19 protein-coding genes are annotated in these 21,574 nt (G+C 70.8%); 12 read left to right on the forward strand and 7 right to left on the reverse strand.

What is annotated here, in order from left to right; genetic code table 11:
• Positions 1 to 78 precede the first annotated feature (78 nt).
• From BJP40_RS16735 to BJP40_RS16745, 3 genes are read right to left on the reverse strand one after another with little or no spacing between them, the layout of a single operon-like run.
• Complete coding sequence (locus tag BJP40_RS16735; protein WP_071281042.1) at positions 79 to 432, reverse strand: hypothetical protein; 354 nt, start codon at positions 430 to 432, stop codon at positions 79 to 81.
• A 4-nt stretch (positions 433 to 436) separates the two neighbouring features.
• A complete protein-coding gene (locus BJP40_RS16740; RefSeq protein WP_071281043.1) occupies positions 437 to 1,045 on the reverse strand; it encodes a GNAT family N-acetyltransferase in 609 nt (202 codons plus the stop codon).
• 23 nt (positions 1,046 to 1,068) lie between these two features.
• The gene (locus BJP40_RS16745; RefSeq protein WP_218153213.1) at positions 1,069 to 2,508 is read right to left on the reverse strand and encodes a hypothetical protein; all 1,440 of its coding nucleotides are present in this window, start codon (positions 2,506 to 2,508) and stop codon (positions 1,069 to 1,071) included.
• Positions 2,509 to 2,873: 365 nt separating this feature from the next.
• Between BJP40_RS16745 and BJP40_RS16750 the strand changes: the two genes are divergently transcribed.
• From BJP40_RS16750 to alaS, 6 genes are all read left to right on the forward strand, one after another.
• Positions 2,874 to 3,704 (forward strand): aspartyl/asparaginyl beta-hydroxylase domain-containing protein, encoded by an 831-nt coding sequence (locus tag BJP40_RS16750; RefSeq protein ID WP_071281044.1) that lies wholly within the window; start codon positions 2,874 to 2,876, stop codon positions 3,702 to 3,704.
• 41 nt (positions 3,705 to 3,745) lie between these two features.
• Positions 3,746 to 4,618 (forward strand): hypothetical protein, encoded by an 873-nt coding sequence (locus BJP40_RS16755; RefSeq protein ID WP_071281045.1) that lies wholly within the window; start codon positions 3,746 to 3,748, stop codon positions 4,616 to 4,618.
• A complete protein-coding gene (locus BJP40_RS16760) occupies positions 4,615 to 5,232 on the forward strand; it encodes an LOG family protein (protein ID WP_107416792.1) in 618 nt (205 codons plus the stop codon). Before BJP40_RS16755 ends, BJP40_RS16760 begins: the two co-directional genes overlap by 4 nt.
• Positions 5,229 to 5,780, forward strand: coding sequence for an orotate phosphoribosyltransferase (locus BJP40_RS16765; protein WP_071281046.1), 552 nt, complete (start codon positions 5,229 to 5,231; stop codon positions 5,778 to 5,780). The genes BJP40_RS16760 and BJP40_RS16765 overlap by 4 nt, the downstream gene beginning before the upstream one ends.
• The gene (locus BJP40_RS16770) at positions 5,777 to 6,430 is read left to right on the forward strand and encodes an HAD family hydrolase (RefSeq protein WP_226962534.1); all 654 of its coding nucleotides are present in this window, start codon (positions 5,777 to 5,779) and stop codon (positions 6,428 to 6,430) included. The genes BJP40_RS16765 and BJP40_RS16770 overlap by 4 nt, the downstream gene beginning before the upstream one ends.
• Before the next feature lie 242 nt (positions 6,431 to 6,672).
• On the forward strand, positions 6,673 to 9,327 hold the full coding sequence (alaS, locus tag BJP40_RS16775) for an alanine--tRNA ligase (protein WP_071281047.1): 2,655 nt from the start codon (positions 6,673 to 6,675) through the stop codon (positions 9,325 to 9,327).
• Between the two features lie 45 nt (positions 9,328 to 9,372).
• On the opposite strand, the gene BJP40_RS16780 is transcribed toward alaS, so the two are convergent.
• Complete coding sequence (locus BJP40_RS16780) at positions 9,373 to 9,933, reverse strand: GNAT family N-acetyltransferase (protein ID WP_177204406.1); 561 nt, start codon at positions 9,931 to 9,933, stop codon at positions 9,373 to 9,375.
• A 301-nt stretch (positions 9,934 to 10,234) separates the two neighbouring features.
• Here BJP40_RS16780 and BJP40_RS16785 point away from each other — a divergent pair, with 301 nt between their 5' ends.
• The 5 genes from BJP40_RS16785 (at position 10,235) to BJP40_RS16805 (ending at position 14,914) form a co-directional block, all read left to right on the forward strand.
• Positions 10,235 to 10,810 (forward strand): DUF4352 domain-containing protein, encoded by a 576-nt coding sequence (locus BJP40_RS16785; RefSeq protein WP_071281048.1) that lies wholly within the window; start codon positions 10,235 to 10,237, stop codon positions 10,808 to 10,810.
• A 174-nt stretch (positions 10,811 to 10,984) separates the two neighbouring features.
• Complete coding sequence (locus BJP40_RS16790) at positions 10,985 to 12,658, forward strand: Eco57I restriction-modification methylase domain-containing protein (RefSeq protein ID WP_079171241.1); 1,674 nt, start codon at positions 10,985 to 10,987, stop codon at positions 12,656 to 12,658.
• Between the two features lie 12 nt (positions 12,659 to 12,670).
• Positions 12,671 to 13,396 (forward strand): PaeR7I family type II restriction endonuclease, encoded by a 726-nt coding sequence (locus BJP40_RS16795; RefSeq protein WP_071281049.1) that lies wholly within the window; start codon positions 12,671 to 12,673, stop codon positions 13,394 to 13,396.
• Between the two features lie 54 nt (positions 13,397 to 13,450).
• The gene (locus tag BJP40_RS34950) at positions 13,451 to 13,948 is read left to right on the forward strand and encodes a hypothetical protein (protein WP_107416793.1); all 498 of its coding nucleotides are present in this window, start codon (positions 13,451 to 13,453) and stop codon (positions 13,946 to 13,948) included.
• A 243-nt stretch (positions 13,949 to 14,191) separates the two neighbouring features.
• On the forward strand, positions 14,192 to 14,914 hold the full coding sequence (locus BJP40_RS16805; protein ID WP_071281050.1) for a hypothetical protein: 723 nt from the start codon (positions 14,192 to 14,194) through the stop codon (positions 14,912 to 14,914).
• A gap of 296 nt (positions 14,915 to 15,210) precedes the next feature.
• Here BJP40_RS16805 and BJP40_RS16810 read toward each other — a convergent pair whose 3' ends face one another.
• The 3 genes from BJP40_RS16810 to BJP40_RS16820 all read right to left on the reverse strand — a co-directional run bounded on the left by BJP40_RS16810 (position 15,211) and on the right by BJP40_RS16820 (position 20,748).
• On the reverse strand, positions 15,211 to 17,328 hold the full coding sequence (locus BJP40_RS16810) for an alkyl/aryl-sulfatase (RefSeq protein ID WP_079171242.1): 2,118 nt from the start codon (positions 17,326 to 17,328) through the stop codon (positions 15,211 to 15,213).
• Positions 17,329 to 17,908: 580 nt separating this feature from the next.
• Positions 17,909 to 19,897, reverse strand: a complete 1,989-nt coding sequence (locus BJP40_RS16815) for an SsgA family sporulation/cell division regulator (protein WP_143065959.1) — start codon at positions 19,895 to 19,897, stop codon at positions 17,909 to 17,911.
• Entirely contained in the window at positions 19,894 to 20,748 is an 855-nt protein-coding gene (locus tag BJP40_RS16820) for a sigma-70 family RNA polymerase sigma factor (RefSeq protein ID WP_079171243.1), read from the reverse strand. The genes BJP40_RS16815 and BJP40_RS16820 overlap by 4 nt, the downstream gene beginning before the upstream one ends.
• A 207-nt stretch (positions 20,749 to 20,955) precedes the next feature.
• Here BJP40_RS16820 and BJP40_RS35650 point away from each other — a divergent pair, with 207 nt between their 5' ends.
• Complete coding sequence (locus BJP40_RS35650) at positions 20,956 to 21,297, forward strand: hypothetical protein (RefSeq protein WP_226962539.1); 342 nt, start codon at positions 20,956 to 20,958, stop codon at positions 21,295 to 21,297.
• Positions 21,298 to 21,574: the final 277 nt, after the last annotated feature.

The following is a 21,574-nucleotide window of genomic DNA, read 5'->3' on the forward strand; positions in this document are numbered from 1 at the left end:
CTTGGGGCTGGCGTCGAACGCGCCGGCCCCAAGCGGCTTGTCTCCTCCGAACAGGACGATTCTCAGGCGATCTATCGGTCAGCGACCACGACGGTGACGACCTCGCCTCCTCCCCCCGGAGCTGTGCTGGGGAGCATGTCTCGGCGGCGCGGGGCGGGCGGGCGAATCGTGCGTCCGGAGGGAGTGCCAGATGCGTGTCTGGAGTTCCTTGATGCAGGCAGCGCAGGCGTTCATGGGTGCCTGGGCTCCGGCGACGGTGGCCGGACCGATCCACAGGACCCTGGTCTGCTGCTGTCCGCAGTAGAGCCAGCAGACGCCGTCGACCCAGTCGTTGCCGTCGTCGGTGGTCGGCGGGTCGGGCAAGCCGCCGCGCGCGAACTCGGCGATGCCGGGGATCACCAGATGGTGCCGTAAGCCCGCCTCGGTGATCACCGGCTCACCTCGCCTGTCCGCGGTCCGCGTCAGACGACCCAGCGGGCGGCCGATTTCCGGTATCGAAGTCGCCGATCGGGGTCCACTCGTGCTCCAGGATCGAGTACGTGATCGAGTCCCGCCACGCTCCGCGCACGAAGACGTGATCGCGGATCCGGCCGTCCTCGGTCATACCCGCCCGCAGAAGGGTCCACGCGGACGCCTCGTTGAGCGGCGAGCGGGCCGCCCAGATGCGATGGAGGCCGAGCTTCTGGAAGCCGAGCGCGCACAGCAGGTGGACGGTCTCGGTGCCGAGGCCCTTGCCCCACGCGGCCGGGTGCAGGGCGAAGCCGATGGTGGCTGCCTGCTGCGGTTCGGTCGCCAGGCGGGCGTAGCCGATCAGCTGGTGCTCGCCGCGCCGGGTGATGGCGAGGCAGTACTCGGTCCTCGGGGTGTCCGTGGCGGAGGCGATGGATCGGTCGACGATCGCCTGGACCTGCTCGGGGGTACGGGGCTCGAAACTCAGGTGCCGGGTCGCCTCGGGATCGCCGTAGATGGCCAGGAGCGCTTCGGTGTCCTCGGGTTCGACTTCGCGCAGGGCCAGGCGGGGGCCGGCCAGGTGGACTGGGGTCATGGGCGCGGAGCCTACCTGCGGGTTCATCGGACGAGGACGGAGGTCGGGGTGGCGGTGAAGGCTTCGATCTCCTCGCGCAGATCGGCCGCAGCACCGACGCTTCGTCGCCCGTCGGCGTGCAGGGCGGCGTGGACGCGCTGGGCGCTGCTGGTGATGCCGAAGTTCCGCTGCTCGATGGGGAGGTCGAGCACGGGGCGTACGGCTTCGACGGCGCCCTCGATCTCGCCGCGGGCGATGCGGGCGAGGGCGAGGTCGGTCTGCGCGCCGGCCTCGTCGCCGAAGGCCCACTCGTCCTCGGCGGCGTCGCGGTACGCGGTGACGGCGGCCTCCGACCGGCTCTCGCCGAACGCGGGGTCGTCGCCGAGGTGCACGGTGGCCTCGGCGACGTAGTACAGCTGCCGGGGCACGGGGAAGGTCATGATGCCGCCGAAGGCGTCGAGGTCGTCGGGTTCGACGGCCGCGCGGGCGTCCTCGGCCTGCTGGATGGCGGTGCGGGTGGCGTCGGCGTCGCCGATCAGGGCGTGGGCGCGGGCGGAGAGACAGGCGAGCCAGACGCCGGTCGTGCCACGGACGCTGCCGGCGACGTTCTGGCCGAGGGTGGCGTAGTCGGCGGCCTCGGCAGGGCGGCCAGCCCAGTAGGAGATGAGCGACTGCAGGGAGCGGACCCAGGCCCGCATGGCGTGGTGGTCGGCGTTGTCGGCGCACACGAAGGCGGTACGCGCCTGCATCATCGCGGCGCTCGGGTTGCCCAGGTCGTGGCTGGCCTTGGCGAGCATGCCGGAGGTGATCCCGGCGAGCAGATACAGCTCGCGGGCCTGCAGGGGCTTGACCCGGCCGTGCTCCAGGAGCCGGAAGGTGAGGTCCTGCACCTCGACCAGGTCGCCGAGCAGCGTCGGCAGCGCCAGCCTCGGGTACGCGGCGGTGAGCCGCCGCACTTCGTCATGGATCTGGCCCAGGGTCTCCGGGCCGATGCTGCTGCCCTCCGCCATCGCGGTGAACCGAAGCGCACGACGAGCCGCCATCGCGACCTGCCTTTCCAATTCCGTTGTGCCCGCGTCGAAGCGGGGCTCGCTGCTGAACGGGCCGCCGACAGGCAGTGCCGCTGCCTGCTCGGTGGGGAGAAGGACAGGCGCCGGCCGTGGCGGTGGGACGACGAGCAGGGGATCGGCCGCGGGTGCGGTCGGTGAAGCGGTCGGCGGTGCGGGAGCGAGAAGGAGATCGACGCCGACGTCGAACATCGCTTCCAGTACCCGGCACTGGTCGGGGTAGGGGCGGGTCTTGACCGCGCCGCCGTACCAGCGCTCGAACTGCCGCTTCGAGACCGACAGGCCCCGGAGCCGGGGATCGTTCTCGTGCTCGGCGATCGAGCTCGCCGTCGCTTCGAACCGGAGGCGGAAGGTCTCGTAGACCTGCCAGTGCCGCCGGAGCGTCAAGACCCGTAAGAGCGTGGGAGTTTCTGCCACAGCGGATCCTCTCCGTCCCCGTTCGTCTCCACCCGACGATAGCCGCGTCGGATCGGCGGGAAACCCGTTCGGCGGCTCCCCGGCCGAGATGACGGCGGCCATGACGGTGGTCATGACGCACGGCCGTCACCGACCGACATCGACCGGGGCGCCGGCCATCCCGGGAGGGCGGTTCCATGACGGCGGCGGCGTCGTATCCATGCCTCACCGCCCACCTCCATGCTGAACGCCACTTCGCCGTACGTGTACTTCCTGCGGCGGAGCGTGAGATCGGGAGCTGCCTCAGCGGCTCCGGCCGATCACCCCATCCAGCACCACGTGCCCGTCGGCCCGTTCATGCGCGGGCCGGCGACGGGAGGGAACCGATGGATACCCTGACCGCCCTTGCCGGGCAGATCGCCCAGCTCGACGCCGTCGACACCGCTCAGCTGGAGCGGATGCGCCACGAGGCCCTGACGGCCCCGGTGCCTTGGAAGGCCGAGTACAGCGCCTACCAGTCCGGGGGCTGGTGGACGACCTCGCTCATGAACGCCTCCGGCGACCCCGCCGACGTGACAATCGGCGACTGCACCGCCCGGCCGACCGACCTGCTGGCACAGATGCCGGCCACCGCCGCCCTGCTGACCGAACTCGGCCTGAACTACATGTGGGTGCGGCTCGCCCGGCTGGAAGCCAACGCCTTCCTGTGGGAGCACCGCGACTACGACGAGCTCGACCAGGTCGAGCGGCACCGGCTGCACATCCCCCTGCACACCAACACGTCAGCGTTCCTCGTCACAGGCGGCGCCAAGGTGCACATGACCGGCGGGCGGATCTGGCGGCTGACGCCGACGTACGCCCACGGGGTCTGCAACCTGCTCGGACCGGACCGGATCCACCTGATCGCCGACGTGTACGCCGACGACGCCTACCGGCGCCTCGCCCGCCGGCCCACGCTCCACCCCGGCTCCGCCGAGCCGCTGCCTTCGGCCGACCAGGCAGTGCTCGCCGAGCGACTCCAGGCCGCCCGCGGCATGGCCGGCCTCGGCTACACCGACGCGGTCGAGCGCATGCTGCTGCGGCTCTTCTACACCTACGCCCTGCCCGAGGGCGCGGTCTACGACCTGATCGCCGAGCTGCACACCTCGCTCGGCGACGAGGAGGCCGCCACCCGCTGGACGACAGCCAAGCGCCGCCTCCTCGCCCTCACGGCCTGACCGCCACAGCCCACACGCAGAAGTCCGATCGGAGGACGCACGTGCCCACCCTGCACCTGGCGGAACTCACCTTCGCCAACCGCCCGTCCCAGCTCCCGCTGCTGTCCCGGCTCGCCAACATCCTGGCCACCTCGCCGGCCGTCACGCACCTGATGGTGCGTGGGTCGCTGGCCCACGGCACCGCCGACCGCCTCTCGGACGTCGACTTCGTCGTCGGCGTCCAGGACGCCGACCTGCCCGCGTTCGTCGAGGCCCTGGACGACCTGATGTCCATCGAGGCCGGTGCCCTGCTGCCCGGCTGGCGCGACACGATCGTCGCCGACCTCGGCGGCGTCGGCATGGTCTTCCTCGTCCCGGACGAGGGGCACTTGCACCAGATCGACCTCTACCTCGCGCCCGCCTCGCGTGTCCCACGCCTTCGGGCGACCGTCGCCACCGCGTTACTCCTCGACCGCGAGCCGGCCATCGCCCCGGCCGAGGGAACGGCGGCTGCCGAGCGGTTCGCGGCCGAGTTCCTCGCCCGGCCCCGTACCTGCTCCGAGCTGCTCATCGAGCACCTCGTGCTGGCCGTGCTGCTGCACAAGCGCATCAAGCGCGGCCAGCGGTTCGTCGCCTACTCCGAGTGGCACCGCCTCCACACCGCGACGAAAGACCTGATCAAAACGGCTCTGGCGCCCACCTCGCGGTTCTGGGGCTGGTACCAGCTGCGCGAGGAGATCGCCGTCACCCCGATCGGCCGGGCCTGCCTGGGCGACCTGGAGGCGGCGATCAGCGGACCGGCCGTCCCCCTCGCCGCCGATGTGGACGCGGCCGTCGAGCGGACACTCGCCCTGGTCGAGCGGGCCTGCCCCGAGGCGCTGATCGGGCTGGAGAGCCCGATCGCCGCTTACCGCACCTACCTGGAGCTGATGTGAACGCGCTCCACCTCGCAGGCCCGGCCTCCGACCGGGCCCGCAAGGGCCTGACCGCCGTCTTCTTCGGCGGGGTCCGTCCCGCCTCCGGCGAGGAGGAGAAGCTGGCCGAGGAGATCGGCCGGACCCTGGCCCAGGCCGGCTACTCCCTCCTGCACGGCGGCTACAACGGCCTGATGGAAGCCGCCGCGCGCGGGGCCTCGTCCGAAGGAGCCCTGATCACCGCGGTGACCCTGATCAGCAAGCACGACGAGTGGGGAGCGTTCAACCCGCACGCCACCACATCCGTCCACCTGCCCGACCTCGGCGCCCGGCTCAACCACTACCTGGACCACGCCGACCTGGTCGTCGGCATGGGCGGAGGCATCGGCACCCTGCACGAGCTGACCGCCGCCATGTACTACGCGACGACCATCCGGCCCGTACCGATCTTCCTCGCCGGGCCGACCGCCCTGCGCCTGCTCGCCTTCCTGCGCGAGGAGAAGTGGCTGTACGAGACCCCGACCCGGCCCCTCGGCTTCCTCCACACCGCCGAGTCGGCCGACGCCTTCCGCGACCGCCTCGCCGCTCTCGACACGTCCGACACCCTCGATACGGCTCCGATCGGAGGAGCATGACCAGCAGCACGCGCCTGCCCGACCTCACCGTCCGGCTCGCCGAAACCGCCCTCGTCACAGCCCCCTTCCACCTCGCCGACGGCGCGAGGCTCGACAGCTACTTCGACGAGTACCGTCTGGCCGCCGACCCCGAGCTCCTGCGCGACACCGCCGCCGCCATGACCGCCCTCGTCCCCAGCGACGCCCAGCTCCTCGCTGGCATCGAACTCGGCGGCGTCCCCCTCGTCGTCGCCCTGTCCGCCGCCACCGGCCTGCCCGCCGTGTTCGTGCGCCGCCGCCCGAAGGGATACGGCTCCCGCCGGCAGATCGAGGGCGCCGCCTTCAACGGCCGCCGGACTGTCCTCGTCGATGACGTGGTCCGCTCCGGCGGACAGCTGCTCGCCATGGCCCGCATCCTGCGGATCGCCGGCGCACCGGTCAGCGACGCGCTGTGCGTCCTTGAGCGCCCACTGGGCGGCAGAACGCTGCTGGCCGAGCACAACATCACCCTCCACTCCCTGCTCACCGAGGATGACCTGGTCCTGTCTCAGACGGGTGATCCGTCGTGAAGGGGGCCGTGCTGTTCGACCTCGACGGCGTCCTCGTCGACAGCCACCACGCCCAACTCACCACCCTGGCGGGCTTCGCGACCTCCGCCCTCGGCCGACGCGTCACCATCACTGACCTGCCGGCCGGGGCCGCGACCACCCCGCGCGAGCACGTCCTCGCCGAGCTCGGCTACGCAGGGGCAATCAACCAGGACTGCTGGGACGCGGCGACGGCCACCGCCACCCTCACCGCCGACGTGTTCCCGTTCGTGGCCGACACGCTCGCCGCACTCCGCGCCGCCGACGTCGCCACCGGCATCGTGACCCTGCGAAGCCGCCAGCGGGTCGACTGGCTTCTGCCGCCCGGCATCCTCGGCCTGATCGACGTCGTCGTCTGCTACGAGGACGCGGCGCCGAAGCCCGCGCCGGACGGCCTCCTGCTCGCCCTCGACAAGCTCGACGTGACGCCCGGCGACGCCGTGTTCGTCGGCGACATGGAGTCCGACATGCACGCGGCCCGCGCGGCCAGCGTGACGCCGATCGGCTCAGGCTGGGGCTTCTCCGACCCGGCGACGCTCACCCGTGCCGGCGCCGCCGTCGTGCTCCCCCACGCCGACGACCTCGCCGGGACACTGCTGTCCCTGACCGGCGCCGGGCGCCGGGGCGCATAAAGCTAAGCGATCTTGACTCCGGACCCGCTACGCTGGGTGGCGCAGTCGCAGCGGACCGTTGCGTCCGGTGTCGGCTGCGCCACCTCAAGCGACGGATCTGGAGTCATGGTCTACACCGTGGGGGCGCGAGCTATCTGCGTCGAGCTGGAGAACTGAGAACCTCTCAGTCCCTGTTCTCGGCCCGGCTCGGCGTGTGATCGACCTCCACCTCTCCACGACTCTTCCGTGAGGGCCACACCACCATGCGCTCGACGCAGATCCGCTCCACCTTCCTGGACTTCTTCACCTCGCGCGGCCACCGCCAGGTCCCGTCCAGCCCACTCATCCCCTCCGATCCGACGCTGCTGCTCGCCAACGCCGGCATGAACCAGTTCAAGCCGTACTTCCTGGGCGAGGTCACCCCGGAGTTCCCACGCGCCACCACCATCCAGAAGTGCGCCCGCACCTCCGACATCGACAACGTCGGCCGCACGAACCGGCACGCCACGTTCTTCGAGATGATGGGCAACTTCTCCTTCGGCGACTACTTCAAGGCCGATGCCATCGCCTTCGCCTGGGAACTCCTCACCCAGGGCTACAACCTGGAGAAGGACCGCCTCTGGATCACCGTCTACCAGGACGACGACGAGGCCGAGCAGCTCTGGCGCAAGATCGGCGTCCCCGCCGAGCGCATCCAGCGCCTGGACATGGAGGACAACTTCTGGTCCATGGGCGTCCCCGGCCCCTGCGGTCCCTGCTCGGAGGTCAACTACGACCGCGGCCCGGCCTTCGGACGCGAGGGCGGACCGGCCGTCGACGGCGAGCGCTACGTGGAGATCTGGAACCTCGTCTTCATGCAGTACCAGCGCGGCGAGGGCGACAAGAAGGGCGACTTCCCGATCCTCGGCGACCTCGCCCAGCAGAGCATCGACACCGGCCTCGGACTCGACCGGCTCGCCGCGATCCTCCAGGACGTCGAGAACGTCTGCGGCACCGACCTCCTGCTGCCCACCCTCACTGCGGTCCAGGAACTCGCCGGCCGCGACTACCCCGGCAGCGGCGAGGAGAAGGTCTCCTTCCAGGTCGTCGCCGAGCACGCCCGCTCCATCGCCTACCTGATCGCCGACGGCGTCCTGCCCGCCAAGGACGGCCGCGGCTACGTCCTGCGCCGCCTGATGCGCCGCGCGATCCGCCACGCCCGCCTCCTCGGCATCGACCAGCCCGTCCTCGCCCCGGCCACCGCCAGCGTCATCGCCAACCTCGGCGACGTCTGGCCCGAGCTGACCGCCCAGACCGCCCTCATCGAACAGGTCGTCACCGCCGAAGAGGAGTCCTTCACCCGCACCCTCGCCCAGGGCACCCGGCTCCTGAACGCCGCCATCACCCGCAGCCGCGAAAGCCGGTCCGCGACCCTGACCGGAGAGACCGCCTTCGAACTGCACGACACCTTCGGCTTCCCCGTCGAGCTGACCGTCGAGGCCGCCCGCGACGCCGGCCTGACCGTCGACGAGGACCGCTTCGCCGACCTGCTCGCCGAGCAGCAGCGCCGCGCCAAGGCCGGCGGCAAGGCCAAGACCGCCGAGGCGCTGCGCCGCCAGGACGCCTACCGCGAGCTGTCCGCCCGCCACGGCCGTACCGACTTCGTCGGCTACGACCGCCTCGACACCGAGGCCACCGTCCTCGGCCTCATCTCCGACGGCACCGTCGTGCCCGGCGCCGAGCAGGGAAGCACGCTCGAACTGGTCCTGAACCGGAGCCCGTTCTACGCCGAGTCCGGCGGCCAGGTCGGCGACACCGGCACCATCCGCACCGCCGACGGCGCCCTGCTTGAGGTCCTGGACACCAAGCCCGGCCTGGAGGGCTTCCACGTCCACACCGTCCGCGTCGCCGAGGGTGAGATCCGCACCGGAGAGCAGGTCGAGGCCCTCGTGGACGGCGCCCGTCGCGAGGCCGTCGCCCGCTCCCACTCCGCCACCCACGTGCTGCACGCCATGCTCCGCCGCACCCTCGGCGACCACGCCCGCCAGCACGGCTCGCTCGTCGACGCCGGCCGCCTCCGCTTCGACTTCGCCCACTTCTCCGCCGTCGACCGCACCCAGCTCGCCGCCATCGAGACCCTCGTCAACGACAGCCTCCTCGCCGACCCCGAGGTCCGCGTCTGGCATGCCTCGCGCGCCGAGGCCGAGGCCGCCGGGGCCACCGCCCTGTTCGGCGAGAAGTACGGCGACCACGTCCGCATCGTCGACATCGGCGACTTCTCCCGCGAGCTGTGCGGCGGCACCCACATCGGCCACGGCTCCAACGCCGGCCCCGTCCGCATCGTCGGCGAAGCCTCCATCGGCTCCAACCTCCGCCGCATCGAAGCCCTCACCGGCCGCGACGCCCTGAACTACTACGACACCGAGCGCCGCCTCCTCGAAGAACTCTCCACCCTCCTCGGCACCCGCCCCCAGGACGCCCCCGACGCCCTCCGCAAGCGCCTCGACTCGCTCGCCACCGCCGAGCAGGAACTCGGCCGCCTTCGCGAGGCCGAGCTACGCACCCGCGCCCAGCAGCTCGCCGCCTCCGCCCGCCCCGTCGCCGGCGGCCGAGTCGTCAGCGAAAAGGTGACCGGCCTCGGTCCGAACGAGCTCCGCACACTCGCCCACCACACCGCCAGCCTCCTCGACGCTGGCCACGCCGTCGTCGTCCTCGGCACCGAACACCAGGGCAAGGCCCTCCTGGCCGGCGCGGTCACCCGCAGCCTCCACGACACCGGCATCGACGCCAGCCGCATCCTCATCCCGGCCGCCCGCACCGTCGGCGGCGGAGCCGGCGGCAAGGGCCCGGTCGCCAGCGCCGGCGGACGCCGCACCGAAGCCCTCGACGAGGCCCTCACGATCGCCGCCGAGGACGCCACCCGCGCCCTCGCCGCGTAGCGCTCTGATGGCCGGTGCCGCCGCGCACGGCACCGGCCATCCACATCAACGCCCGCGTCGGCCGGGCGTCAGCTCCTTCAGGAGCACCACGCTCTCGTAATTCGTCACGCCCCACCGCCAGGACCCGACCGGCGCGTAGCCACGTCTGCGATACCAGCCGACCAGGTCCACCGCCTCGGCCGACGTATCGATCACCGCCTGTGAAGACCCGAGCGCGGCGATACGTTCCTCCGCCAGAGCCAGCAGTCGCTGCCCCAATCCCGTGCCCCGGCATTGCGGATCCACCGCCAGCTGCCAGAACGACCCCACACCCACCGGAGCGGGATACCCCTCAGGCAGGAGGTACGGAGCCGCCACCGTCACCGACCCCACCAGCTCCGGACCGCGAACAGCGAGCCAGCACTCACCCCTGCCCAGCCTGTAGGCCGTGTCCTGCACCGACTGATACGAGGCAAAGAAGACTCGGCCTTCGGCGGCATGACCGGCGTAGGCCCGGTGAAGTAGACGGGTCAACCCCACAACGGAGTCACCCTCGGCGAACGGCCGAATGACGACCGGCTCACAGCTGCCGAGCCGTGTCGACGTACCTATGGATGGTCTGTCCACGCGATCAAGTATCGGTCGTAGAGCGACACGCCGCCCGCTGAGCTGCAGGTACGCCCCGGCTGTGCACGACGGGCAGACAACACCCAAGCCAGGATCGCAGTCAGGAAGTGTCCTCGCAGCTCACGCGCGCCTCGGGGCGGTCGGACGTGGGTGCGCCTGGCTCCACGCGGCGGAGCCACCAGGCTGTCATGCATTGAAGCCCTGAACCGTACCGAAGATGCGGTGACCTGCCGCGCGGGAGAACATGCCTGTATCCCCGGTGCACAGCGCCCTGCGGGGCGTGAAGGTCCACGGAGGGAACATGCCTCGTCTGCTGGTGCTCGCGCTGACCATGGTCCTGGCCGTCGTGGGGGCTGCTGCTTGCGGCAGCCAAACCGTCACGGAAGCTCCGGCGAGCAGCAACCCCACCCAGCCGAGGACGGCCGAGCAACCGACATCACCACCCAGTCCCAGTCCCACGCCTACCGTTGCCGTAGTCGGTGACACACTGAGCGTCACCGGCTTCACCGATGACGCGAAACTCGCCGTGACGGTTGTGAAGGTGGTCGATCCGGCGGCTGGCAAGGACACGCGACCGGAAGCGGGCGAGCGGTACGTCGCTGTGCAGTTCCGGCTGCACAACACCGGCTCCAAGACCTACAACGACGCACCGGACAACAGCGCCAAGCTCATCGACGACCAAGGCCAGCGGTTCAACTCCTGGATCACTGAGACAATCGCCGGTCCGGGCTTCGGCGGAACCGTGACGATCCCAGTCGGCGACACCGCACTCGGGTACATCACATTCAAGGTGCCGGCCGAGTCCAAGATCGCCAAGATTCAGTTCACAATGGAGAGCGGCTTCGCCGACAACACCGGCCAATGGCGGGTGCCGTGACGAGTACGGCCTCGGCCGACTCGCCGAACTCGCCACCGCGAGTCGCTCGGCACGGATTCGATCCCACTCCGGGCGCGACGCCGGACAGATCCACCATCTGAATGCTGCGACTATCCGACTACGCACTGTGGATGAAGATGAGGAAGGAGGAGGGAGGAGCGGTACTGTCCTTACGTGGCAACCATCGCGCTCTTCACCGACGACCTCACCCTTCCCGAGTCTCTGCAGGAGGCCATGGAACATGGCGAGGTATTCACGCGTGCCTGGGTTGTCGAGCTCATCCTGGACCTGCTCGGCTACACCGCTGACAAGGACCTCTGTGATCTGAGGCTCGTGGAGCCGGCTTGCGGTGGCGGCGCGTTCTTGACCGTGATCGCGTCCCGAATCAGTGCGTCATGCCGGGTGCACCAGCGGCCCATCTCGGATGCGGTCGACGCGGTCCGCGCCTTCGACCTGCTGGGTCGCAACGTGGAGCAGAGCCGGACGCTGGTCTCGGAGACGCTGCAAGAAGAGGGCTGGGGCCCCAAGGACGCGAGGGAGGTTGCCGCGGCGTGGGTGAAGCGGGGTGACTACCTCCTGCAGTCGGATGCTGATCATCGCGCCGACTACGTTGTCGGTAACCCTCCGTATATCCGGCTCGAAGACGTTCCCGACGACCGGATGGCTGCTTACCGCCGTGCCTGCTCCACGATGGGTGGCCGAGCCGACATCTACATCGGCTTCTACGAGGTGGCCTTGCGCAGCCTCAACCGAGGCGGCCAGCTGGGCTTCATCTGCGCCGACCGTTGGATGCGGAACCAATACGGCCGGCGGCTGAGGCAGCTGGTGACCAAGCACTTCAGCATGGACCTCGCCCTCGTGATGCACGACGTCGACGCCTTCGACGATCAGGTTTCGGCCTATCCCGCGATCACCCTCATCTCGAACAAGAACCAGGGCGCAGCGGTAGCTGCGGACACGAACCGGTCCTTCGGAGCGGAACAGGCGCGGGACTTCGCCAGCTGGTATCTGGAGGGCAAGCCGACGACGGTCGCCGCGGCTTCCTACCAAGCTGCTCGCATGCCGCACTGGTTCCCGGAGGAAGACTCGTGGCCGGCTGCTTCACCGGCCAGGCTCGCGATCCTTGAGGACCTCACCGAGCGCTTCCGGTTCCTGGAGGACACCGAGACGGGAACGAAGGTCGGTATCGGCATCGCCACCGGCGCGGACAAGGTCTTCCTCACCAAGGAAAAGGGCGTGGTCGAAGACGACCGGCTGCTCCCCATGGCCATGGTCCGGGACACCACCAGCGGCACCATCGACTGGGACGGCACGCACCTGGTCAATCCCTGGACGGCCAGTGGCGACCTGGTCGACCTCGACGCGTATCCGCGTCTCGCCTCCTACTTCGAGAAGCACGGCGAGGCCCTGCGCAAGCGCTACGTCGCAGTCAAGCAGCCTCAGCGCTGGTACAAGACCATCGACAAGGTCGACCACCAGCTCACCCGTCGTCAGAAGCTGCTGTTTCCGGACATGAAGCTGAGGATCCACCCGGTCCTCGACGAAGGCGGCCTGTACCCTCACCACAACCTGTACTTCATCGTCTCGGACGTCTGGGACATGCGCGTACTCGGTGGCCTGCTGCTGTCCAAGGTCGCGGAAGCGTTCGTGGAGGCGTACGCGGTCAAAATGCGTGGGGGAACCCTCCGCTTCCAAGCCCAGTACCTCCGGAAGATCCGCGTCCCGGACCCGGCGATGATCAGCGAAAGCGACCAGGCCGCTCTCGCCGAAGCCTTCGACAAGCGGGATAGGGAGGCCGCCACCGAGGCCGCTTTGCGTGTCTACAGGCTCGCCGAGCTGCCTGACTAGGAGGAACGGATCTTGACGGTCACCCGCCAAGACTTCGAAGACGCCATCGCGGCGTACTGGGGCGCCAAGCAACTGCAGAACGAGCAGTCCGCAATCAGGGACGCGGTAGGAGCCGGCACCGCTGGCTCCGTACGAGGCGGCAAGCACTTCGACGTCATCGCGACCCTCTTGGCGAAGTTCTTCCTGGACGCCGGCTACCCGGCTTCGAGCATCCGCGTCACCAAGTCGCAGGGCCTTGAACTGCCCGGTTACTACCGGCCGCAGAAGCAGTGGGACCTCGTGGTCGTCCACGACAACGTCCTCGTGGCGGCGTTCGAGCTGAAGGCGCTGGGCGGGCCGTCGTACGGCAACAACTACAACAACAGGGTCGAAGAGGCGCTGGGCAGCGCAGTCGACCTGCGTCGAGCTGCCCTCGCCGAGCTGTACCCGAAGGAGAAGCCCTGGCTCGGCTACTTCTTCATCATGCAGGACGGCGAAGGCTCCCGGAGGCCAGTCAAGACGGCCAAGGGCGCCCTCCCCGCCGATGAGATCTGGCACGGAACGTCGTACCAGGACCGGTTCGGGATCTTCTGCGAGAGGCTCATGGCCGAGCAGCTCTACGACGCCGCGTGCTACGTCACGTCATCGGCCGAAAACCCGAAGCCGATCGAACTGGTCGAGAGCCTCGACTGGCGACACTTCTCCGCAGCGATAAACGCCCGCCTCACGTACCTGAAGGACCTTGGCATCCCTGGGTAAGTGCGGCGCCTGAGGACGTTGGCGACGCGCGGCCGTCGGGTACGGATGTGAGGCATGGCGACAGATGAAGACAGGCGAGCGGCCATACGCCTCGCCGACCAGGCCCACGAAGTCGGTCGCGCGTCCGGGCGAGTTCTCTGGCGCGAGGTACTGCAACGGGTCAGCAGTGGGAGGCTGGGGCGGCCTCACGACTGGCTTGACGTTCCCCAGCTGGATTCACCGTGGCAGGACACCATTTCGTCCGAGCGAATGGGCTGGCGCCAACGAGCGGCCAATCTGCAGGGCGAGTTCGCGTTCGCGGTCGACTACCGGATCTGTCACCGCTGTCGCATCGGCTGGGTTGAGCAGCCGTACACCCTGCCGCAGTACCAGCGGTGTGGACTCGGGATTGCCGGCCTGGCCTCGCTGCGTTCCGAGCACCCTGACCTGTCCTGGCACACCCTCGGCGGCCACCTCACCGAATCGAAGGGGTTCTGGGGCGTGGTCGGCAGGGACGTACTCGGCGGCTACCAGCAGCGCCCGCTCTGCCCACACGTGGAAACGGGCAGGTGACGAGTCGGCACGACTCGGCCATGCCACACCGCGATCACCAGACCCCGGCTCTTTGAGGAATAGTCGACGAGTTGCGCCGACCGCACGGTGGAGCGGCCGAAGCGGAGCCACACAGCTCCCTCTCCTACTCGTACCGCCGACGTCGTAGAGCCAGCCTCTAGAAATCTGAGGATCGCACGTACTGCATCTGTCAGTGCCTGCGCATAGCGTTCTCCCTGTCCGACCCGAGAACAGGGAGCAGGAATGTTCGATCGCGACGTGAGCTACCCGTGTGCTGTCGCCAGCTACGACGCCGAGGGTGTGGACGCGGCCATCGACTGGTGCTGCGAGCGCATGGAGGACGGCGACACGCTCACCGTATGGACCAGTCTCAAGTCCAATCTGAGCAACTGCTCCGAGTTGGAACAACTCGTCAATCGACACTCCAACGTCGAGCACATCACCGGAAGAGGCGGCGGGTTCATCCGTGGAAACGGTCCCGTGCTCATGGCCTGGCCGGACATGGCAGACATCGGGAAGCTGGTGCAGTACGGCGGCCGGCGCATCCGGGCGCTCTGCGTCATCACCTGGAACGAGGACGAGATCAGGCCATGGGTAACAGCCATGAAGCCATCGATCCTGGGCAATGGCTCAGCGTGGGAGGAGCTGACGCCCGAGATTGATCCAGTCGTCGTCGAGGCGCTAAAGGGCCTCACGTTGACGGTCAACCACAACAACACCATCTCGGCAGGTCACGAGAAGGACATGGTCGTGAGCAGCCTCCTTGCATTGCACGACGCCGACGTCCGGATGGACGGTGAAGCCATGCAAGGGTGGGCGCTGGCGCATGGCTGGTCGGGGAAGAATCCCGAGCGCCTCGCCAAGTACGTGGAGGACATCAACGCAGGAAAGCGTCCGCGATGCCGACGCATCCTGCGCCCGGACTATGTCGACGATCTTCGACGCCGAGTCGCGGACGGAACGTAGAGCCACTGGCTGATCACGACGCCTACCCATCCATCTGCACCATTCAACCGGCAGGGCGCCTTGGGAGCCATCTGGGAGCCAACCCGCTCCCCGAGTCCCTTCGAGAACACCCGAGACCTCGGTAGCCCGACGCTCTGACCAGAGCAAACGCGATTCCGACAGGCCAGGTCAACAACCGAACCTCATTCGGGACGAAGAGGTCGTGGGTTCAAATCCCGCCACCCCGACTTCGTAAGTGCAGGTCAGGGCCGGTCCTCCTTCAGGGAGACCGGCCCTGACCGCGTTGTATCTGGGTGTCATCTGAGTGTGATCTTGAAACGGGGCGTCACCGCTCGGCGGCGCACTGCTGCAACACACGCGAGGAGACGAGCCTGGACCAGACGTGGGACGGCGTGCGGAAGCTGCGCGGCTGCCTGGACGAGGAAGACCGGGCCGCGGCCGGCGACGTGCGCCTGCTGCGCGTGCTCAAGATCGGTGAGGAGCTCGGAGAGGCAGCGGAGGCCATCACAGGGGTCCTCGGCGCCAACCCGCGCAAGGGCAACAGCCACACCTGGGGGACGTCGAGAAGGAGCTGTGCGACCGAGGTCGCCGCTGACCTCGATGTCGTCCCGGACCGTCAGGGCGGCCGGGGGGACCGCACCGGCCAGCACGGCCCGAAGGTCCCGCTCGGCGAGGGTCACCTCCACGTCCGGCGTGGCCACGGCCGGCCCGGAGCCGGTGGCGTGGACGAGGACGCCGTTGCGCAGGCGCAGGGTCACCGGGTCGCCGTCCGTGAGGTTCCAGCGCACCGTGATGTCCGTGTCCCAGCTGCGCGGCCCGTCGACCCGGATGGCGAGGGCGTCACAGAACTGCTCCAGGGTCAGTGCCGTCAGCAGGTCGGGGGACGTGCTGGAGGTGGGGGTGCCCAGGGTGCCGTGCCGCAGCTCCAGGGCGCCGGTGAGGTAGAAGTTGCGCCAGGTGCCGTTCTCGCTGCCGTAGCCGAGCTGTTCGAGGGCGTCGGCCTGCAGGGCGCGCGCCTCGGCGTTGTCCGGTTCGGCGAACACCACGTGGTTCACGACCTGTGCGACCCAGCGGAAGTCGCCGTCGGCGTACGACTGGCGGGCCCGGCGCAGCACCTCGTCGGCGCCGCCCATGAACGCCACGTACCGCCGCGCGGACTCGACCGGGGGATGCTCCCACAGGTGCGCCGGGTTCCCGTCGAACCAGCCCAGGTAACGCTGGTACACGGCCTTGGTGTTGTGGCTGACGGAGCCGTAGTAGCCGTGGGTGTGCCAGGCCCGCTCCAGCGCGGGAGGCAGTTCCATCCGCTCGGCGATCTCCGTGCCGGTGAGGCCCTCGTTGAGCATGCGCAGGGTCTGGTCGTGGAGGTAGGCGTACAGGTCGCGCTGTTCCGACAGGAACCGCACGACCCGGTCGCGGCCCCAGACCGGCCAGTGGTGCGAGGCGAAGGCGGTGTCCGTGGTGTCGGCGAAGAGGGCGATCGCCTCGGTGAGGTAGCGGGCCCACACACGGGGATCGCGGACCTGGGCGCCGCGCAGGGTGAGCAGGTTGTGGAGGTTGTGGGTGGCGTTCTCCGCCATGCAGAGGGCGGCGCGGTCGGGGAAGTGGATGTTCAGCTCGGCCGGGGCCTCGGTGCCGGGCGTCAGCTGGAAGACCATGCGGATGCCGTCGACGGTCTCCGTCTGTCCGGTGCGGGTGACGTCCACGGTCGGGGGGATCAGCCCGACCGCACCGGTGGAGACGGTCTGCCCGAGTCCGGCGCCGATCTGTCCGCGCTCCCCCTTCGGCAGCGCCGCTCCGTACATGTAGGCGGCGCGGCGGCTCATGGCCGTGCCGGCGTAGACGTTCTCACTGACCGCGTGCTCCAGGAAGCCCTGCGGTGCGTACACCGGCACGCCCCCGGCGACGTCCTCGTCGCTGACGACACCGCGTACCCCGCCGAAGTGGTCGACGTGGCTGTGCGTGTACAGCACGCCGGTCACCGGGCGCTCGCCGCGGTGGCTCCGGTAGAGGGCCAGACCCGCGGCGGCGGTCTCGGCGCACAGCAGCGGGTCGATGACGAGGACGCCGCGTTCACCCTCGACGAGCGTCATGTTGGACAGGTCGAAGCCCCGGACCTGGTAGATGCCCCCGGTCACCTCGAACAGGCCGTGGTCGGAGCACAGTCTGCTCTGGCGCCACAGGCTGGGGTTGGCGGTGTCCGGGCAGTCCTGGTCGAGGAAGCCGTACGCGTCGAGGTCCCACACCGTACGGCCCGTGGCGTCGCGGACCACGCTCTCGCGGGTCGTGCCCATGAAGCCGCGTCGCGCGTCCCGGAGGTCCTGGTCGTCGTCGAAGGGGAACCGCCGCAGCACCGCCCGGTTGGCCTCCGCGATACCCGGCTCGGCGGGCTTCGCTCCGGTGCTTCGCGACATGTCGTCCTCCCTCGCCGGGGGCGCCGGGATGGATGCGGGCGGCCCAGGCAGTGCCACCTTCACCCGCCGCCGGTCGCTCCACGACCCGTTGTACGCCGGGCGGGGGAACCGTCGTGCAGCAGTGCCGCCTTCCGACGCCGTCGTCGGCGGTGCGCGGGCGGGACCGCCGCTCCGCGGGCCCGGATGCGCCCGCCCCGTCGGGCACCGCGCCAGGCCGCTGCACGCGGTGGCGTCCGCCCGTCGGCGGTGTGTACGACGGGCCCGTCCTGTCCGCGCCACGGCATCCCCCGTGCCGCTCCTGGTGCCGCTGCGCCTCAGGGGTGAAGAGCAGCTGTCCGAACCTGCTGGTCATGACTGCCCCTCACCACCAGTAGGTAGGGCCGGGGAACTCCGTGGCCTCCGCGGCGGCCTCGTGGGACCAGCCCCACCTGCACCTCGGCATCCCTGGGGCCGGTCCGCCTCCACCTCAGCGCCCCTGGAACCACCCCGCCCGCGGCCCGGCACCTCGCACGCGCCGAGTCCGCCCGTGCGCCGATGGCCCGACGGCGGGCCCGCCCACGCGAGGGCGGCCGTCGTCGGGTCACTCCCCCGCGCTGGGGCAGGACAGTTCGCGCAGCTCCCGTTCCCAGGCCGACAGGATGCCGGTCTCCGTGTCGTCCGGCGTGCCCGGGTCGTCCGGCACGCTGGAGTCCAGCAGGGCGGCCAGGTCCTCGGCGGCCATGGACAGCAGCGCGGTGCCCTCGGGTGGCCGCAGACGGAGGTAGACCCTCCGGCAGGCCCCTGTCCGGTCGGTTCCGGGCCAGACGATGACGTCGCCGATGCCCACGCTGTGGTGCATCCCGTCGGAGAGGAGCTCCCGCGCGAAGGTCCACTCCTGTTCCTCGTCCGTCCCGGGGTTGAACACCGCGGTGATCGCGTACGGGTCGGACGCCCGGTGGACCAGGCGGACGGGGAGGCGCTCGCCGCGGTCCCCTTCGACCTGGTGCAGGCTCATCCACAGGTGTGCGTGCTGCTCGGCCTCCTCTCCCTCCTTCCTGCTCCACCGCCGTGGCACGCCGTGGCCCGCGTCCGCCCGTGCCCGCTGCCCGCAGTCCGTGCCGCCGTGGTCCTTGGGCAGCAGCAGGGCGGTTCCCGGCGCCGTCTCGTAGGCGTTCGGGTCGGGGGGCGGAGGTGGCTGCGTGGGGATGGCGCGGCGTCGCCGTGCGTCCAGGTCAACGGCGAGGTCGGCGGCCACCAGGAGCCGGACAGGGGTCAGCAGCGTGTCCGGCGACGATGGTCCGGCGGCCGGCTCCTCTGCTCCGCCCGGCGTGCGGCGGGTCGGTTCGCCTGCGCCGGTCCGGCCCGCCGCCTCACGCAGCAGCCAGTGCCACAGCTCGTGCGGGCAGTCGTCGGAGACCGGCGCGGGAGGAGCGGACGGCTCCGTTCCCAGGATGGTCGGCCACAGGGGCCGACCGGTCCGCGCGGGCACGTGCAGCAGATCGGTCATGCGCCTCGCGGCGATCACACCGTGCCGCTCCGCTGCCGTGTCCGGGGCCCGGAGGGCCGCCGCGCAGGACGGGCGCCCCACCCGGCCCGCACTCCGTGCCTCGCGCTCCCACCAGGTCCCGGCCGGCCGGGACAGGAGGTACGACCACCACCAGGACTGCCGGGAACCCGCTGGGTCCGTTCTCGTCGGCAGGCAGAAGACCGGCCCGCGCGCGAAACGCCCGACGCACCGCAGCAGCACGGCCCGGTCCGAGGCGGCCGGGCTCGCGTCCGGTGCCTCCTCCGTCGGCCGCACGGCACGGTCGGAGCCGCCGGAGGGGACCGTTTCGTGCAGCCACCGGTCCGACAACCACGCCACCCGCGGCGGCACCGCGCCGTCCCCCGGCGCAGCGAACAGCAGGGTCGCCCACGGCGGGAGGTGCGTCCGGGCGTCGGACACGACGAGGGCGTACGCGAGGAGGTCGGGGCGCATCCCGGCGTCGGACGCACCCGAGGAGCCCGCGAGGAGGTCGAGCGCGCGGCCCGCCAGGGCACGCACTGCCACCTCCCTCGGCGACTGCGTGCGGAACCCGATGGTCCGCGGGCACGACAGCAAGGGCAGGACGTAGCCGGCCGCCCTCGCCACGCGGTGCAGCGTCCTGGGGGACGCGGGCGCCACCGGGTCCGTGCGCGGGGCGGCGGGCAGCACGGGGAACCCCGGCGCGGCCGGGCCCGGCAGCCCGGCACCGTGGGCGCCCAGGCCGCCGAGCAGCGCCGCGAGGACCCAGGCGTACCGGGGCGCGGCCTCCTGCCCCTGCTCGGCGGCAGGTGCCGGTGCTGGTGCGTCGTCGTCCTCGGCCGGGTCGTCGCAGCCGTCGTCGGCCACCTCGCCGCAGCTCTCGCCGGAAGAAGCGCGGCCCGGGACGTCCGTGCCGGAGGCGTGGCCGGCGGCGTCCGCGGCGGCGTGCAGCCGCCGCCGCACGCCGTCGGGGACGGGCGCGCCCAGCGTGCGCACATGGGGTGCGCGCAGGCTGGAGGCGGCCATCAGGGCGGCGAACTCGTCGTCGTCCGCAGTGTGCATGGTGCTGTCCTCGTGAACACTCATCGTGCTCCCCCCTCCCCCAGCCGGACCTGGTGGAGGCCGCCGGCGGAAACCTTGGTACGGGCGCGGGCCAGGCGCCTTTCGAGTGCCTTGGGCGTCAGGCCGACCTTCACGGCCGCCTCGGCGTGGGTGTAGCCCAAGGTCACCCACCCGAGGGCCTCGCGCAGCTGCTCGTCGGGCAGCAGGGGGCGGATCCGGCTGATGCTGTCGAAGGTGGCGGCGGCGTGTTCGGGATTGACGGCGCGCTGGTCCGGGATGTCGCGTTGGGCGTACAGGACGTCGTCGGTGTCGGCCGAGCGGTGCTCCAGCTCGGCCTGTCCGAGGCGGTGGGCGCGGGACCAGCGGATGTAGACGGGGCGGAAGGCGAGGATGCCGGCGCCGACGAAGTAGGTGGTCAGGCCGGCTCCTCCGTCGGGGCTCCACTTGCCGCGGACGAGTCCGTGCTCGCGGAACAGGGCGGTGCCCTTCACGATCGTGTCCGTGACGACCTGGGTGCGGTCCTCGTAGTCCCAGGCCGTCGGCAGCAGGGGCTCCGGGACCGGGCGGCCCATGCGGGCGGTGCGTTCGAAGATGTGGCCGCTGGCGCTCCAGCCGCTGAGCGTGCGCCAGCCGTAGTCCATCAGCTCCGCGATGAACGCCCGGTACTGGGGGCCCGTGAAGCCCTTCCGCCGGAGGTAGGCGACCAGGGCCGCGTCGGCCTCCCGGCGTTGCGCGCGGGCCGCGGCGTCCTCCGGTGACCCCGCAGCGAGGGAGTCCTCCAGGCCCAGGAGCGCGGCCCTGGCCTCGGCGGAGATCCCGCCGGGACTCCGGGTCGCGTGGCGGGGGGCATGCCCCTTGCAGGTTCCATCCGGCACATCCGCTCCCTTGCCCTGTGTCCGGCCCCGACGGGCCTCGGTCCGCCATCCGTCACCCGGTCATAGGCGCGCCTCAGCGGCCTCCCCCCTCACGAACTCCGCACTCCTTATGTGATGTACGTCATACGGGGGCAGGGTGGGGGCGGCGGGCTACACCGTCAGCACAGGCCCGTGCGGGAACGGTTGATGACGCATCAGGAGTAGCCCATGAACACCCACCCCACCCCGGCCGCCGGCACCGAGAACCCCCGCCACACGCAGGACACCGCACCCCACCCGGCCCCGGCAGGCGGTGACGGCGGCCACGACGCCCGGGGCCTGCCGCACCGGCAACCGGTGACCGGCCCCCTCCCACCCCCGGACCCCTCGCCCGCCGGCGCACTGCTCGGACTGCGCAGCGCGATCATCCTGACCCTCGGCGTGCTGGTCGGTGCGGGAGCCGGCGTCCTGACCTACCTCTCCCAACACGACGGCGCCACCGCCTTCCTGGCCGGAGGCGCCGCCTTCGCGGCGGCGGTGCTCTTCTTCCAGAACGTCGTCGGCACCTGACACCCGCACGGCAGCCCGGCCCCCCTTGCGGAGAGGGGCCGGGCTGCGGCTTCACGGCGGTCCCCGCGCACCCCGCCCCCGCCACCGGGCTCCGCCGCACCGGTGACCGCCGGTCCGCACGCGCCGGCCCGCCCCACCACGACGGACCGGGGACGAGCCCCGCACGGGACGTACGCGAACGCCCCACCCCAGCACCCCGCCGCGTCCGCCCGTCCGCCCGTCCGCCCGTCCGCCCGTCCGCCTGTCCGCCCGTCCGCCCGTCCGCCCGTCCGCCGGT

Source organism: Streptomyces sp. CC53 (assembly GCF_001865245.1).
In the GTDB taxonomy this organism is placed as follows: domain Bacteria; phylum Actinomycetota; class Actinomycetes; order Streptomycetales; family Streptomycetaceae; genus Streptomyces.